This window comes from Ruegeria sp. AL3, assembly GCF_056536065.1.
Genome location: NZ_JBQFJG010000001.1, coordinates 424,390 through 437,084, shown reverse-complemented (window position 1 = coordinate 437,084; position 12,695 = coordinate 424,390). Strand labels below are relative to the sequence as shown.

Below are 12,695 nucleotides of genomic sequence, written 5' to 3'. Positions count from 1 at the left end.
GGAGCCTCTCATGACCAAGATCACCCCACAACCCGGCATTATGGACATCGCGCTGTATCAGGGCGGTCAGTCGTATGTGGCGGGAGTGGAGCATGTGATCAAGCTGAGCTCGAACGAGAACCCGTTTGGACCCAGCCCCAAGGCCATAGAGGCGGTGCGCGACAGCGCGGCCACTCTGCATCGTTATCCCAGCACCGACCACGCGAGCCTGCGCGCGGCCATCGGCGCACGCCATGGGCTGGACCCGGCGCGGATCATCTGCGGTGTCGGCAGCGACGAGGTATTGCAATTCGTCGCTCAGGCCTACGCGGGGCCGGGGGACGAGGTGATCTATACCGAGCACGGGTTTTCCATGTACCCGATCATCGCCCGCATGGCCGGCGCGACGCCGGTCATGGTGGCCGAACGTGACCGCAAGGTGGATGTGGATGCCATTCTCGCCGCGGTAACGGGGCAGACGCGGATCGTGTTTGTCACCAACCCCGGAAATCCAACTTCGACCATGATCCCGAACGACGAACTGGAACGTCTGGCGCTGGGTCTGCCCGACACCTGCCTGATGGTTCTTGATGGCGCTTATGCGGAGTTTGTCGATGGGTTCGATGGCGGGGCGTCGCTGGTTGACGCCCATGAGAATGTAATCATGACGCGCACCTTCTCAAAAGTGTACGGGCTGGGCGGTATGCGTGTCGGATGGGGCTATGCGCACCGCCCGATCATCGACGTGCTGAACCGGGTGCGCCAGCCCTTCAACCTGTCAATGACCGCATTGGCGGCGGCTGAAGCTGCGGTAAACGATGTGGAATTCCTGACCTTCTGTCAGGCCGAAAACGCGCGCCTTCGTGTGTGGCTGGCCGATCAATTGGCCAAGACAGGCGTGCCGTCGGACCCGTCCTGCACCAACTTCATCCTAGCGCGTTTCGCCGATCAGGCCGAGGCCGAGGCCTGCGATGACTACCTGAAAACGCAGGGTTTGATTGTCCGCCGGGTTGCAGGCTACAACCTGCCGAACGCCTTGCGGATCACCGTGGGCGACGAAGAAGCCTGCCGCCGTGTGGTTGCGGCGATCACTGCATTCAAAGAGGGCGCAGCATGAGCCAGATTTACGACCGCGTTGCGCTGATCGGGCTGGGCCTGATTGCTTCGTCCATGTTCTGGGCAATGAAACGTGCAGGGCTGGCCGGGGAAGTGACGGGTTATGCCCGGTCTGAAAAGTCCCGTGAAACCGCGCGCAGGATCGGATTGTGTGACCGTGTTTGCGACACGGCACGCGAGGCGGTTGAAGGCGCCGATCTTGTCGTGCTCTGCGTGCCTGTGGGGGCTATGGGCGCAGTTGCAGAAGAAATTGCACCCGTGCTGAAACCCGGTGCCACCGTTACGGATGTGGGTTCGGTCAAGCGGGGCGTCATTCGGGCGGTACAGCCTCATATCCCCGACGGAGTGCATTTCGTTCCCGCGCATCCCTTGGCAGGGACCGAGCATTCCGGCCCTGAATCCGGGTTTGCCGAACTGTTTGACAATCGCTGGTGCCTGTTGGTCCCGGTCGAGGGTTCGGACCCGGATGCCATTGCCCGTCTGCGCGCGCTCTGGGAGGGCATGGGGTCGAATGTCGATGAGATGGATGCGGATCACCACGATCTGGTCCTCGCCGTAACGTCCCATGCGCCGCACCTGATTGCCTACACGATGGTTGGCGTGGCCGACGATCTGCGACGGGTAACCGACAGCGAAGTCATCAAATATTCGGCCGCCGGCTTCCGCGACTTCACCCGGATTGCCGCGTCCGACCCGATCATGTGGCGGGATGTGTTCCTGTCCAACAAGGATGCGACGCTGGAAATCCTGGGCCGGTTCACCGAAGAGCTTTTTGCCCTGCAACGCGCCATACGCACTGGCGACGGCGATCATTTGTTTGACTACTTCACCCGCACCCGTGCTATTCGTCGCGGCATCATCGATGCCGGGCAGGATACGGATGCGCCGGACTTTGGGCGGGGAAAGGCAAGTTCATGAGACTGCGCTGGGGGCATATTCTGATCGGGGTCGTGGCTTTGAGCGCCGCGCCGGTTCATGCCGCGCCCCTTGACCAGTCTTTGGTGCCCCTCATGCGCCCTTTGACTGTTCAGCAGGCTGTCAGCGCGCCTGCCCCTTCTGACATTGCCAACCTGCGTCCGGTTTCGCGTCCGGTTTCGCCGCAAGTCACGGCTGCGGCGGCGCGCCCGTCGGAGCTGCCACTTCTGGGGCCGGACACATCCTTGATGCCTTATTTGCGACCCGAGTCTGTCGAGCAGCAGGTGCTGTTCAAAAGGCGCAAGCTGCGCAAAGGGTCTGTTTGCGGGGATATTGCCATTCAAGGCAAACCTGTTGGCCGTGTGGGCAGCAAGAATTCAGCCTGTGGTGTCAAGGATGCGGTGCAGATCACCTCGGTTTCGGGTGTGATGCTCAGCCGCCCCTCGACGATGGATTGCGGCACCGCCATTGCGTTGAACAAGTGGGTCGACAAGACCGTCAAACCCACCTTTAAACGCCGCGGGCCCGTGGTCGAGCTGCAAATCGCCGCCCATTATGCCTGCCGAACCCGCAACAACCGCAAAGGTGCGCGGATATCCGAACATGGCAAGGGTCGTGCGATCGATATCTCAGGTTTCAAAATGGCTGACGGTGAGGTGGTGACCGTCCTGAACGGGTGGCGCAAGAACCCGTCTCAGAAACAGCTCAAGAAGATCTGGCGCGGGGCGTGCGGCCCGTTTGGTACCGTGCTGGGGCCGAATTCCGATCGCTATCACAAGGATCATTTCCACCTTGATACGGCCCGCTATCGCAGCGGACCTTACTGCCGTTAACGCAGGATCAGGCGCGGGGCAGGGCCCAAAGGCAATGGCCCGAGCGCCACGAAACCATCGCGGAAATTCAGTTGCAGATCCAGCGCGTTGGGGTTTCCGCCCAGCCCTGCCAGAAAGTTCAGCCCTCGGGTGACGGGATCAACGGCCTGATCGGGCAGGGCACCCGCCGCGTTTGCCATTGCGATCATATCCCGCCAGTTTTCGGCTTTGACGGCAATCTCTCCGGTCGGGATACCTTGGGCGTCCACATCCAAATCGCCGGTCGCGAACAGGCGGAGCTCACCCCATTTGATCTCGGCCAGACGCAGATCGATGGCCACGGGCTGCGGACGGCTGTCTTCGAGGGCGGACCGGCTCCAAACCTTGTCGAAAGTGGTGACCATATCCAGTTCCAGCGTCTCAAAGCTTTGCGGTAACGAACTTGCGGAATGCATCAGGGCCCGCAGTTTTTCCCCCGGTGTAAACCCATCCGCGCGGGCCGTGATGGAATAGGCTTCTGAAATTGGCGTTTGTTCCATGATCAGGCTCAGCGTGTCGCCCGAGGCCAGCGTGGTGGAGTTTTCAGTCACCGACCAGGCCTCGGCCGTCAAAGCCATTTTCTCCAGCACGAGCGAGACGCCGGGCTGCAATTGCAGCTCGGCCAGCAATTCGTCGGCCACGATTGTTGATGTCTGGTCGAAATATGACAGGCGTTGCGGTGTGTCCGCGAACCGCAATATCTGACGACCGGGCCAGACGGCGGGGCTTTCGAATTCGATCCAATCCGCGCTCCATGCCGTGCCGTTCACCGGATCCGCCAGCGCCGGATTGTTCAGACGGGTCATGTGGTGGGTCGGATAGCCCGCTGTCGCGACATTCGAGAAATCCGCTTGCCAGCCGCGCGCCTCCTGCTGTTCGAACCAGCCAGTGATCGCAGAGCGCAGGCCATACCCGGCCACGAACCAATAGGCGCTCCATGCTAGGGAAACAAAAATCAACACTCGTATCATACGCATTCGAAAGGCCCTTTTTCCCGCCTTGGAATTGATGTTTATAGGCCGAAACAGGCAAGGACCAGTGCAATGACGATGTGGGTATTCGGATATGGATCGCTGCTGTGGAATCCGGGCTTTCCGGTGGCACGCAGTGAACGCGCGACACTTCATGGTTATTCCCGCTCCTTCTGCATGAGCTCGATCCACCACCGCGGGACCGAAGAAAAACCGGGCCTGGTGCTGGCACTGGACGAACAGGAGAACGCAAGTTGCACCGGTTTGGCCCTTGCGGTCGAGGCGGGTCACGAAGACCGTACGCTGCACGAGCTGCGCGAGCGCGAGCTGATTTCCTCGGCCTATGTTGAACGTATGCTGGATGTGCACCTGGAAAACGGCGAAATCGTCAATGTCGTTACCTATGTGATCGATGCCGACCACGTCCAGTATTGCGGCGGGATGCCGTTGGAGGAACAGGCCCGGATCATCGCTCATGCGGTTGGCGGGCGCGGTCCGAATGATGAATATCTTTACAACACCGTAGAACATCTGGCCGAGATCGGGCTGCGTGACCATGATCTTGAGTGGTTGGCGCAACGGGTGCGCGACATTACCGCATAAACTCTTGGCGTCACGCGCGGAATCCCGCTAGATTCGACGCAAAGCAGGCAAATACCGGGAACCACGCGCATGGCGCAGGCACATCAGGGCGCGAGACCCCATTTCTCGCATCCCATTCGACAAATTCTGTTGATGTTGATGGCGATCGGCTTGTCCGGGCTGGGCGTGTTTCTGGCACTGCCTTACGTATTGCCGGTTTTCTATGCCAATCCGTATCTGAATGGTTTCATTCTGATCGTATTTCTTATCGGCGTCCTCGCTTGTTTTTATCAGGTCACGCAACTGATCGGGTCCGTGCGCTGGATCGAGGCCTTTGTCGGGGGCGTCGTTCGCGAAGATGCGCGTACACCGCAATTGCTGGCGCCTTTGGCTTCGCTGCTGCGGGAGAGAGGCGCGCGCTCACAGATCAGTTCCACCTCAACCCGGTCCATTCTGGACTCCGTGGCCGAGCGTGTCGAAGAAGAACGGGAAATCACGCGTTATATAACCAATGTTCTGATCTATTTGGGTCTGCTGGGTACATTCTTTGGCCTGGCGACAACCGTTCCAGCCATTGTCGACACCATCCGCAGCCTGAACCCGCAGGAAGGCGAAGAGGGGCTGGCCGTCTTCAATCGCCTGATGACCGGACTCGAGGCGCAGTTGCAGGGGATGGGCGTTGCGTTCGGGTCCTCTCTGCTGGGCTTGGCGGGATCGCTGATTGTTGGTCTGCTCGAAGTGTTTGCCGGGCACGGGCAGAACCGTTTCTATCGCGAGCTCGAAGAATGGCTGTCCTCGATCACCCGCGTCGGATTTGCCGGTGGTGAAGAGGGCGGGGCAGAGATCGCCGTACTGACACCTGTGCTGGATGCCATGTCCGAACAGATGGATGCGTTGCAGGATCTGTTTGCCGCTCAGGAAAGTGAGCGGGCTGAGGTTTCGGCCAAGCTGGGGCAACTGGTCGATGTGATTGCCGAGATGAACTATCGCCAGGCCAATACCGAAAGCGTCACTTCGGCTCTGGAGCGTGTTGCGCTGGGGCAGGATGCGTTGCTTGACCACATGCGCGAGCACGGTGCAGGCGATGGCATCGATGCCGAAAGCCGGATGCGCCTGCGCTCGATGGACGTGCAGTTGCTGCGCATTCTCGAAGAGATTTCGGCGGGTCGTCAGGAAAGCATGAACGAATTCCGCAAGGATATCGAACTGCTGGTCAAGGCCCTGACCCTGCCGCGGGGCGCGGTGCGCACCACGCCGGAAGGAGAGTAACCCATGGCGCTGTCCCGCCGCACCGGTCAACGCTTCCAGGGCTCGGTCTGGCCCGGATTCGTGGACGCGATGACCGGGCTGCTGATGGTGCTGACATTCGTTTTGACCATCTTCATGGTGATTCAGTTCGTTCTGCGCGAAACCATTTCGGGTCAGGAAGACGAACTGACGACGCTGGCAGACGAGGTTGCTGCGCTTGCGGGCGCGCTGGGTTTGGAAGAGCGTGAAAACAGCCGCTTGCAGGCAAGGCTGGGTGCGTTGAACACGACGCTGTCGCAGGCCGAAGACGATCTGGCGCAAGCGCAGTCGCTGATCGCCTCACTGACCACCGAACGCGACCGTCAGGCCGCCGCGTTGGATCAGGCGCAGACCCGTATCACGAATTTCGAAGCACAGGTTGCGGCGCTGCTTGCCGAGCAGGAACAGGCTTTGGGCGACATCGCAGCGCTTGAGACTGTGCGCGAGCAATTGCTGACGGAACAAGAGGCGCTGAACCTTGCCCTTGCACAAAGTCGCGAGGAAATCGATGCGCAGACGGAAGCTGCCCGATTGGCAGCCGCCCGCCGCGAGGCACTGGAAGCATTGGTTGCGGATCTGGAGCAAAGCGGCGATGAACGCGCGGCGGAAATCGCTACCCTTGAACAGCAACTGAGCGATGAAGAAGCCGCCCGCCTGGCCGAAGCCGCTGCCGCCGAGGCATTGCGAAACCGCCTTCAGGATGCGGATGCCGAGCTGACGGCCATGACGCTCGCGTTGGAGGCACAACGCAAAGAGGCCGAAGATACGCTGACTCTTCTGGCCGCCGCGCAAGCCGCGCGGGCCGAGCTTGAGCGGCAATTCGGCGACGTGAACCCTGATGAATTGCGCGCCCAGCTTGAAGCCGCCCTGGAGGCGCAAACGCAAGCGCAGGCGGATGCTGATGAACAACGCTCCCTGGCCGAACAAAGGCAGGCTTTGCTGGCTCTGGCAGAATCGACATTGTCGGAAGAGAAAGAAATCTCAGCCGAGGCCCAGCGTGAGGCGGCTCTTCTCAACCAGCAGATTGCCGCGCTGCGCGGGCAGTTGGGGTCCTTGCAGGCTCTGCTGGACGATTTCGAAGAGCGCAACGAGGCCGCCGAGATCCAAATCCAGACTTTGGGTCAGGACCTGAATGCCGCGCTGGCCCGTGCCGCTTCGGAAGAACGCCGCCGCCGCCTGCTGGAAGAAGCCGAACGCCTGCGTCTCGAGGCCGAGGCCGAAGCACTGGCCGGTCAGAATGAGGAACTGGCAGCGCAGGCGGAAGATCTGCAACGCTATCGTTCGGAATTTTTTGGACGTCTTCGGGATGTCCTTGGCGATCAGGAAGGCGTGCGGATTGAAGGTGACCGCTTTGTCTTTTCATCCGAGGTTTTGTTTCCGACAGGATCAGCCGTGCTGTCCGCGGAAGGGCAGCAGGAGGTTGCGAAAGTTGCGAACATCCTGCGCAGTGTCGCCGCTGAAATTCCGCCCGGTCTGAACTGGGTGATCCGGGTCGACGGCCATACCGACAACGTTCCGCTGGCCGGTTCGGGCCGATACCGGGACAACTGGGAACTCAGCCAGGGTCGCGCGTTGTCTGTTGTGCGCTTTATGGTCGACGCGCTGGGCATCCCACCCAATCGTCTGGCGGCAAACGGGTTTGGTGAATTCCAGCCGGTCAATCCGGCTGACACGCCCGAGGCGCGGGCACAGAACCGCCGGATCGAGCTGAAACTCACGGAAAGATAGCAAACCCTTGCCTCTTGCATGGGTAATCTGTGTGATGGGGTCAAACCGATTACCGTCTGCCAAAGCGAAAGCTTTGATCCGGAGTGCCCATGAAGCAGCGGGGTACCACGGGGTAATCCTCGGTCAGAAAATACGCATAGGTTCCTGAAGGGTATTCTGCTGAAACGGTGAAGGCGCCGTTGCATTGGTCCAAATTGCCGTGACCCTGAACAAAAACGTAGTCCTCGTTGAAGGCGCCGTCATGCCGCCCGCCCGGCGCAGCGCCACCCGGCCGGTTGCCGGGTTTCAGACGATAGGACGACGTCATTTCGGTCACTTTGCCCCCTACGACGCCAGTGACGGTATATATCGGGAAACCATCTGCGGCATAGCCGATCAAGGGTGAATGCTCGGACGGTGACCATCCCAGCAGCTTGACCAACCCCGTCGGTACACCGTGATAGTGATACTTTCCGTTCGGCTGTACATGCGCATAATTGGCGTCCAATCCCAAGGAAACAGCGCCACCCAGAGCATTGTAGGACCACCCGGACCTGGGGTCGCCATGCCAAAACTCGGCCGCCAGCGGGTCGAACACAACCCCGTTGAGTGACACGCCAAAGTTCCACCCCATTTGCAGCGGCGTGATTGCACCTTTGGTCGTTGGATTTGCAGGCAATTTCAACTTGACCTTCTGCTGTTCGATCTGGTGCGGATTGCCTTGGTTTGGAAACCGGCCAACCAGATGATCAGGAATGCCGTTGCCCGTCACTTTGATTTTTCCGCCTTTTTCTTTCACCGAGGCGCTGCTTTTCCCGGGGTTTTCGGTTGCTGGCACCAACCTCAGCGTTTCTGCGGTCGTTTCGTCGTGATAGCGAAACCTGTGCTGTGCAGTTGCCACAGCGGCAACGGTGGATAGGGCAAAGGCGGCGCCCCAGAGAATTGAAATTTTGCTCACGTGTCGATCCCTGTCTTGCGTTCATCATTGAAGATGACACGCGGCAGAAGTCTTTTTCCGTCGCACTTTATGCTGTCAGCAGAGAAAAAGCCCGGCGATGGGGATCGCCGGGCTTTGAAGGAGTTGTCTGTATTTTGGTCAGTCTGCCGTCAACAGAGGTGGTTTGTCTCCTGAAATGCGCCGTTGGTCCGGGCCAAGAATTTCAAGATCCAGTTCGCCCTTCTTGACCGAGACACGAACCACGCCGCCCTTGGCCAGCTTGCCGAACAACAGCTCTTCGGCCAGCGGCTTCTTAATGTGCTCCTGAATCACGCGACCCAGCGGGCGTGCACCCATCTTGTCGTCATATCCCTTGTCGGCCAGCCACTCGGCAGCTTTTGGGGTCAGGTCGATGGTCACGCCACGATCCAGCAGTTGTGCCTCAAGCTGTAAGACGAATTTCTCGACCACCTGCAAAATGACCTCTTTCGGCAGCGGTGCGAAGGAGATCACGGCATCCAGACGGTTGCGGAATTCCGGTGTGAACATACGCTCGATCGCGGCCGTGTCTTCGCCTTCGCGCCGATCGCGACCGAAGCCGATGGCGGCTTTGGCCTGTTCCTGCGCGCCCGCGTTCGAGGTCATGATCAGCACCACGTTGCGGAAATTCACCGTGCGACCGTTGTGATCGGTCAGCTCGCCATGGTCCATCACCTGCAGCAGGATGTTGAACACGTCCGGGTGGGCCTTTTCGATCTCATCCAGCAGCAACACGCAGTGCGGATGCTGGTCAACACCGTCGGTCAGCAAACCACCCTGATCAAACCCGACATAGCCCGGAGGGGCACCGATCAGGCGGCTGACGGCATGTTTCTCCATGTATTCCGACATGTCGAAACGCAGCAGTTCCACACCCAGGGTATCTGCAAGCTGTTTCGCCACCTCTGTCTTGCCAACCCCCGTCGGACCGGCAAACAGATAGTTGCCGATGGGTTTTTCAGGTTCGCGCAGACCGGCGCGGGCCAGTTTGATCGCGCTGGACAGCGCCTCGATTGCCAGATCCTGACCAAACACCACCCGTTTCAGCGATGCTTCGAGGTCTTTCAGCACCAACGCATCATCCTTGGTGACGTTCTTGGGCGGAATGCGCGCGATCTTGGCGACAACCGCCTCGATCTCTTTGACGCCAATGGTCTTGCGCCGCTTGCTTTCCGCGACCAGATGCTGCGCCGCGCCGGCCTCGTCGATCACATCGATGGCCTTGTCGGGCAGCTTGCGGTCGTTGATGTAACGCGCCGACAGTTCGACCGCCGTCTTGATCGCATCGGCGGTGTATTTGATGTCATGATGCTCTTCAAAATAAGGCTTCAGCCCGCGCAAGATCTTTACGCTGTCTTCTACCGAAGGCTCGTTCACGTCGATCTTCTGGAACCGGCGGCTCAGCGCACGGTCCTTCTCGAAGTGCTGACGGAACTCTTTGTAGGTGGTCGAGCCCATGGTGCGCAGTTTGCCGCCCTGAAGCGCAGGCTTCAGCAGGTTCGAGGCATCCATAGCCCCACCCGAGGTCGCCCCGGCACCGATCACGGTATGGATTTCGTCGATGAACAACACCGCGTCCGGGTGATCCTCCAGTTCGGTCACAACCGCTTTCAGACGTTCTTCGAAATCACCGCGATAGCGGGTTCCGGCCAGCAGCGCGCCCATGTCCAAGGAATAGATCGTGGTATTGGCCAGCACATCGGGGGCCTCGCCACCGACGATCTTGTGCGCAAGGCCTTCTGCGATGGCGGTCTTGCCCACACCTGGATCCCCCACCAGCAGCGGGTTGTTCTTGCGGCGGCGGCACAGCACCTGGATGCAGCGTTCCACCTCATCCGAGCGTCCGATCAGCGGATCGACATCGCCAGCTCGAGCCTTGGCGTTCAGATCCACGCAGTATTTTCCCAGCGCGCTTTCTTTCTGTTCGGCTTCGCCGGATGTGGTCTGGGCGTCTTCTTCCACCTGATCCGCACCGGATACCGAGCGGCTTTCGCCATAGGCAGGATCCTTGGCGACGCCATGCGCGATGAAATTGACCGCGTCGTAACGGGTCATGTCCTGCTCTTGCAGGAAATAGGCGGCATTGCTTTCGCGTTCGGCGAATATGGCGACCAGAACGTTGGCGCCGGTCACTTCGGTCCGGCCCGAGCTTTGAACGTGGATCGCGGCGCGCTGAATGACGCGCTGGAACGCTGCGGTGGGTACGGCTTCGGATCCGTCGATATCCGTGACCAGATTCGAAAGATCCTCGTCGATGAACTCCACCAAAGTGCTGCGCAGCTCGTCCAGATCGACACTGCACGCTTTCATGACGCGCACGGCATCGGGTTCTTCCAGAAGGGCCAGCAGCAAATGCTCCAGCGTTGCGAATTCATGGCGCCGTTCATTCGCAGCCGCCAGGGCCGCGTGTATGGCTTGTTCCAGTGTGCTCGAGAATGAAGGCACGCGGGTGCTCCTCTGTCTTGGGTCAGAAGGGGGCGGTTTCTTGGCCGGAACCCCATCCCAACCATGTCCTCATACTATTAGAGTTTGGTTGATCGTGGCCCGGCTTCAAGGGTTTTCTTTCACTTGACAGTCACATTTGTTGTGACCGTGGCCCTGAAGAGGAGCAAATAGGCATCAGAACCGGTCTTTTCTAGCCCGAATTTCGGCAAAAACGGCCTCGGGGTCAGCGCCCACCATACCCAATTTCGCCTGAATCGCCGGATCGGCGGCCCTCAGGAACGGATTTGTGGCCTTTTCAAGGGCCAGAGTCGAAGGAACAGTGGCTTTCCCGGCCGCACGCGCGCGGTCGATATCCGCAATGCGATCTTTCAAGGCTTGGTTTTCGGGATCGACTGTAATCGCGAATTTGGCGTTGGATTGTGTGTATTCGTGCCCTGAACAAACCAAAGTGTCGTCCGGCAGGGCGGCCAGCTTGTTCAAAGAGGCCCACATTTGCGCGGGTGTGCCCTCGAACAGGCGCCCACAACCCAGCGCCATCAGGCTGTCGGCGGTGAACACGGCGGAACTCTGCGGCATGTAGAATGCGATATGGCCATCCGTATGCCCGGAAACGTCCAGAACCTGCGCCGGTTCGCCGCCTATCTCGAAACTGTCGCCCTCTTGGACCTGCTGATCCATCGGTGGCAGGCGGTTTGCGTCAGCGGCGGCCCCGATGACCTTTGCCGGTTGTTTGGCCAATATTCCCGCAAGCCCGTCCACGTGATCCCAGTGATGATGGGTCAACAGCACATGTGACAGCGTCCACCCCCGGTCATCCAACGCCTTCAGGACCGGTGCGGTCTCGGGCGCGTCGATCAGGGCGGTCTGGCCAGTGACGGCGTCATGCGCCAGAAAGGCGTAATTGTCGCTCAGGCACGGGATTGTAACGATTTCAAGAGGCATGGCCTTTTGCCCTTTCATTGCTAGACTGCGCCCAGCTAAGCCGATTGACCGGATGTCCGCAATGCATCTTGATGTACAGGATCTGAGGAACTTCTATTACCGCAGCACGTTGGGGCGTGCGGCGCAGGCGGCTATTCGCGGGCGTCTGATCGAGCTTTGGCCGGAAGCAAAAGGCCAGACAGTGGCGGGATTCGGTTTCGCGGTGCCTTTGCTGCGCCCTTACCTGTCGGATGCGCGCCGGGTCATCGGGTTGATGCCGGGACCACAGGGCGTGATGCCATGGCCGGCAGGCATGCCCAACGTTTCGGTCCTGACCGAAGAAACCCTCTGGCCGATCGAGACCGGCCACGTGGACAAGCTTGTGGTGATGCATGGGCTGGAAACGTCGGAACGGCCAAACCAGTTGCTTGACGAATGTTGGCGCGTGCTGGGCCCCGGTGGCCGGGCCGTCTTCATCGTTCCAAACCGGGCGGGTCTGTGGTCACGGTCGGACAAGACCCCGTTCGGGTTCGGGCGCCCGTACTCTGCAACTCAGCTGGAAAACCAGCTTAAGGCTCATCACTTCCTGCCCGAGGTGCATTGCTCGGCCTTGTATATGCCTCCGTCGTTCCGGCGATTCTGGTTGAAATCCGGCAACCTGATCGAAAAGACCGGCCAGCGGATTCCGACGGTGATGGCGGGTGGGGTGCTGATGGTGGAAGTCAGCAAACATATCCGCCCGCCAAGCGGCAGCGTGACCAAAGACGCGGTCAAAAGACCGATCAAAGCGCTGGACGGCTTGCTGAAGCCCGCCTGAGACCCCGGGCAATTCCATGCGAAAAATTGAGGAAAAAAAGTCACAGGAATCGCAAAAACCTGCATATTCGTAACATTTTTCAACTGGGCCAATGTGTTCAAACCGTCGCACTTGCCGTAAGTTAATGA

Annotated in this window: 11 protein-coding genes; 7 read left to right on the top strand and 4 right to left on the bottom strand. The window is 59.7% G+C overall.

Features of this window, described 5'->3' with window-relative positions:
* Positions 1–10: 10 nt before the first annotated feature.
* Genes hisC through ACR3E6_RS02185 form a run of 3 tightly spaced genes read left to right on the top strand, consistent with a single transcriptional unit; the run spans position 11 to position 2,843 of the window.
* A complete protein-coding gene (hisC, locus tag ACR3E6_RS02195) occupies positions 11–1,096 on the top strand; it encodes a histidinol-phosphate transaminase (protein ID WP_480485608.1) in 1,086 nt (361 codons plus the stop codon).
* A complete protein-coding gene (locus ACR3E6_RS02190) occupies positions 1,093–2,013 on the top strand; it encodes a prephenate/arogenate dehydrogenase family protein (protein ID WP_171634530.1) in 921 nt (306 codons plus the stop codon). Before hisC ends, ACR3E6_RS02190 begins: the two co-directional genes overlap by 4 nt.
* Positions 2,010–2,843: an extensin-like domain-containing protein gene (locus ACR3E6_RS02185; protein WP_171634528.1), complete on the top strand. Its 834-nt coding sequence runs from the start codon at positions 2,010–2,012 to the stop codon at positions 2,841–2,843. The genes ACR3E6_RS02190 and ACR3E6_RS02185 overlap by 4 nt, the downstream gene beginning before the upstream one ends.
* On the opposite strand, the gene ACR3E6_RS02180 is transcribed toward ACR3E6_RS02185, so the two are convergent.
* Complete coding sequence (locus ACR3E6_RS02180) at positions 2,840–3,838, bottom strand: DUF2125 domain-containing protein (RefSeq protein ID WP_480485605.1); 999 nt, start codon at positions 3,836–3,838, stop codon at positions 2,840–2,842. The two genes, ACR3E6_RS02185 and ACR3E6_RS02180, sit on opposite strands and share 4 nt — an antisense overlap.
* A gap of 66 nt (positions 3,839–3,904) precedes the next feature.
* Between ACR3E6_RS02180 and ACR3E6_RS02175 the strand changes: the two genes are divergently transcribed.
* From ACR3E6_RS02175 to ACR3E6_RS02165, 3 genes are all read left to right on the top strand, one after another.
* Positions 3,905–4,435 (top strand): gamma-glutamylcyclotransferase, encoded by a 531-nt coding sequence (locus ACR3E6_RS02175; protein WP_480485603.1) that lies wholly within the window; start codon positions 3,905–3,907, stop codon positions 4,433–4,435.
* Positions 4,436–4,504: 69 nt separating this feature from the next.
* Entirely contained in the window at positions 4,505–5,683 is a 1,179-nt protein-coding gene (locus ACR3E6_RS02170; protein WP_480485601.1) for a biopolymer transporter ExbB, read from the top strand.
* 3 nt (positions 5,684–5,686) lie between these two features.
* A complete protein-coding gene (locus tag ACR3E6_RS02165; RefSeq protein WP_480485599.1) occupies positions 5,687–7,429 on the top strand; it encodes a peptidoglycan -binding protein in 1,743 nt (580 codons plus the stop codon).
* Between the two features lie 49 nt (positions 7,430–7,478).
* On the opposite strand, the gene ACR3E6_RS02160 is transcribed toward ACR3E6_RS02165, so the two are convergent.
* The 3 genes from ACR3E6_RS02160 to gloB all read right to left on the bottom strand — a co-directional run bounded on the left by ACR3E6_RS02160 (position 7,479) and on the right by gloB (position 11,771).
* Entirely contained in the window at positions 7,479–8,366 is an 888-nt protein-coding gene (locus tag ACR3E6_RS02160) for a YHYH protein (protein ID WP_480485597.1), read from the bottom strand.
* 138 nt (positions 8,367–8,504) lie between these two features.
* On the bottom strand, positions 8,505–10,829 hold the full coding sequence (gene clpA / locus ACR3E6_RS02155; RefSeq protein ID WP_171168952.1) for an ATP-dependent Clp protease ATP-binding subunit ClpA: 2,325 nt from the start codon (positions 10,827–10,829) through the stop codon (positions 8,505–8,507).
* Positions 10,830–11,003: 174 nt separating this feature from the next.
* On the bottom strand, positions 11,004–11,771 hold the full coding sequence (gene gloB, locus ACR3E6_RS02150; RefSeq protein WP_480485595.1) for a hydroxyacylglutathione hydrolase: 768 nt from the start codon (positions 11,769–11,771) through the stop codon (positions 11,004–11,006).
* 61 nt (positions 11,772–11,832) lie between these two features.
* Here gloB and ACR3E6_RS02145 point away from each other — a divergent pair, with 61 nt between their 5' ends.
* Entirely contained in the window at positions 11,833–12,567 is a 735-nt protein-coding gene (locus tag ACR3E6_RS02145) for a class I SAM-dependent methyltransferase (RefSeq protein WP_171634510.1), read from the top strand.
* The last annotated feature ends 128 nt before the right edge of the window (positions 12,568–12,695 follow it).

Bases quoted from the DNA above. Each gene is read 5' to 3' on its own strand.
- hisC (WP_480485608.1), top strand. From the start codon at position 11: ATGACCAAGATCACCCCACAACCCGGCATTATGGACATCGCGCTGTAT.
- ACR3E6_RS02190 (WP_171634530.1), top strand. From the start codon at position 1,093: ATGAGCCAGATTTACGACCGCGTTGCGCTGATCGGGCTGGGCCTGATT.
- ACR3E6_RS02185 (WP_171634528.1), top strand. From the start codon at position 2,010: ATGAGACTGCGCTGGGGGCATATTCTGATCGGGGTCGTGGCTTTGAGC.
- ACR3E6_RS02180 (WP_480485605.1), bottom strand. From the start codon at position 3,838: ATGCGTATGATACGAGTGTTGATTTTTGTTTCCCTAGCATGGAGCGCC.
- ACR3E6_RS02175 (WP_480485603.1), top strand. From the start codon at position 3,905: ATGACGATGTGGGTATTCGGATATGGATCGCTGCTGTGGAATCCGGGC.
- ACR3E6_RS02170 (WP_480485601.1), top strand. From the start codon at position 4,505: ATGGCGCAGGCACATCAGGGCGCGAGACCCCATTTCTCGCATCCCATT.
- ACR3E6_RS02165 (WP_480485599.1), top strand. From the start codon at position 5,687: ATGGCGCTGTCCCGCCGCACCGGTCAACGCTTCCAGGGCTCGGTCTGG.
- gloB (WP_480485595.1), bottom strand. From the start codon at position 11,771: ATGCCTCTTGAAATCGTTACAATCCCGTGCCTGAGCGACAATTACGCC.
- ACR3E6_RS02145 (WP_171634510.1), top strand. From the start codon at position 11,833: ATGCATCTTGATGTACAGGATCTGAGGAACTTCTATTACCGCAGCACG.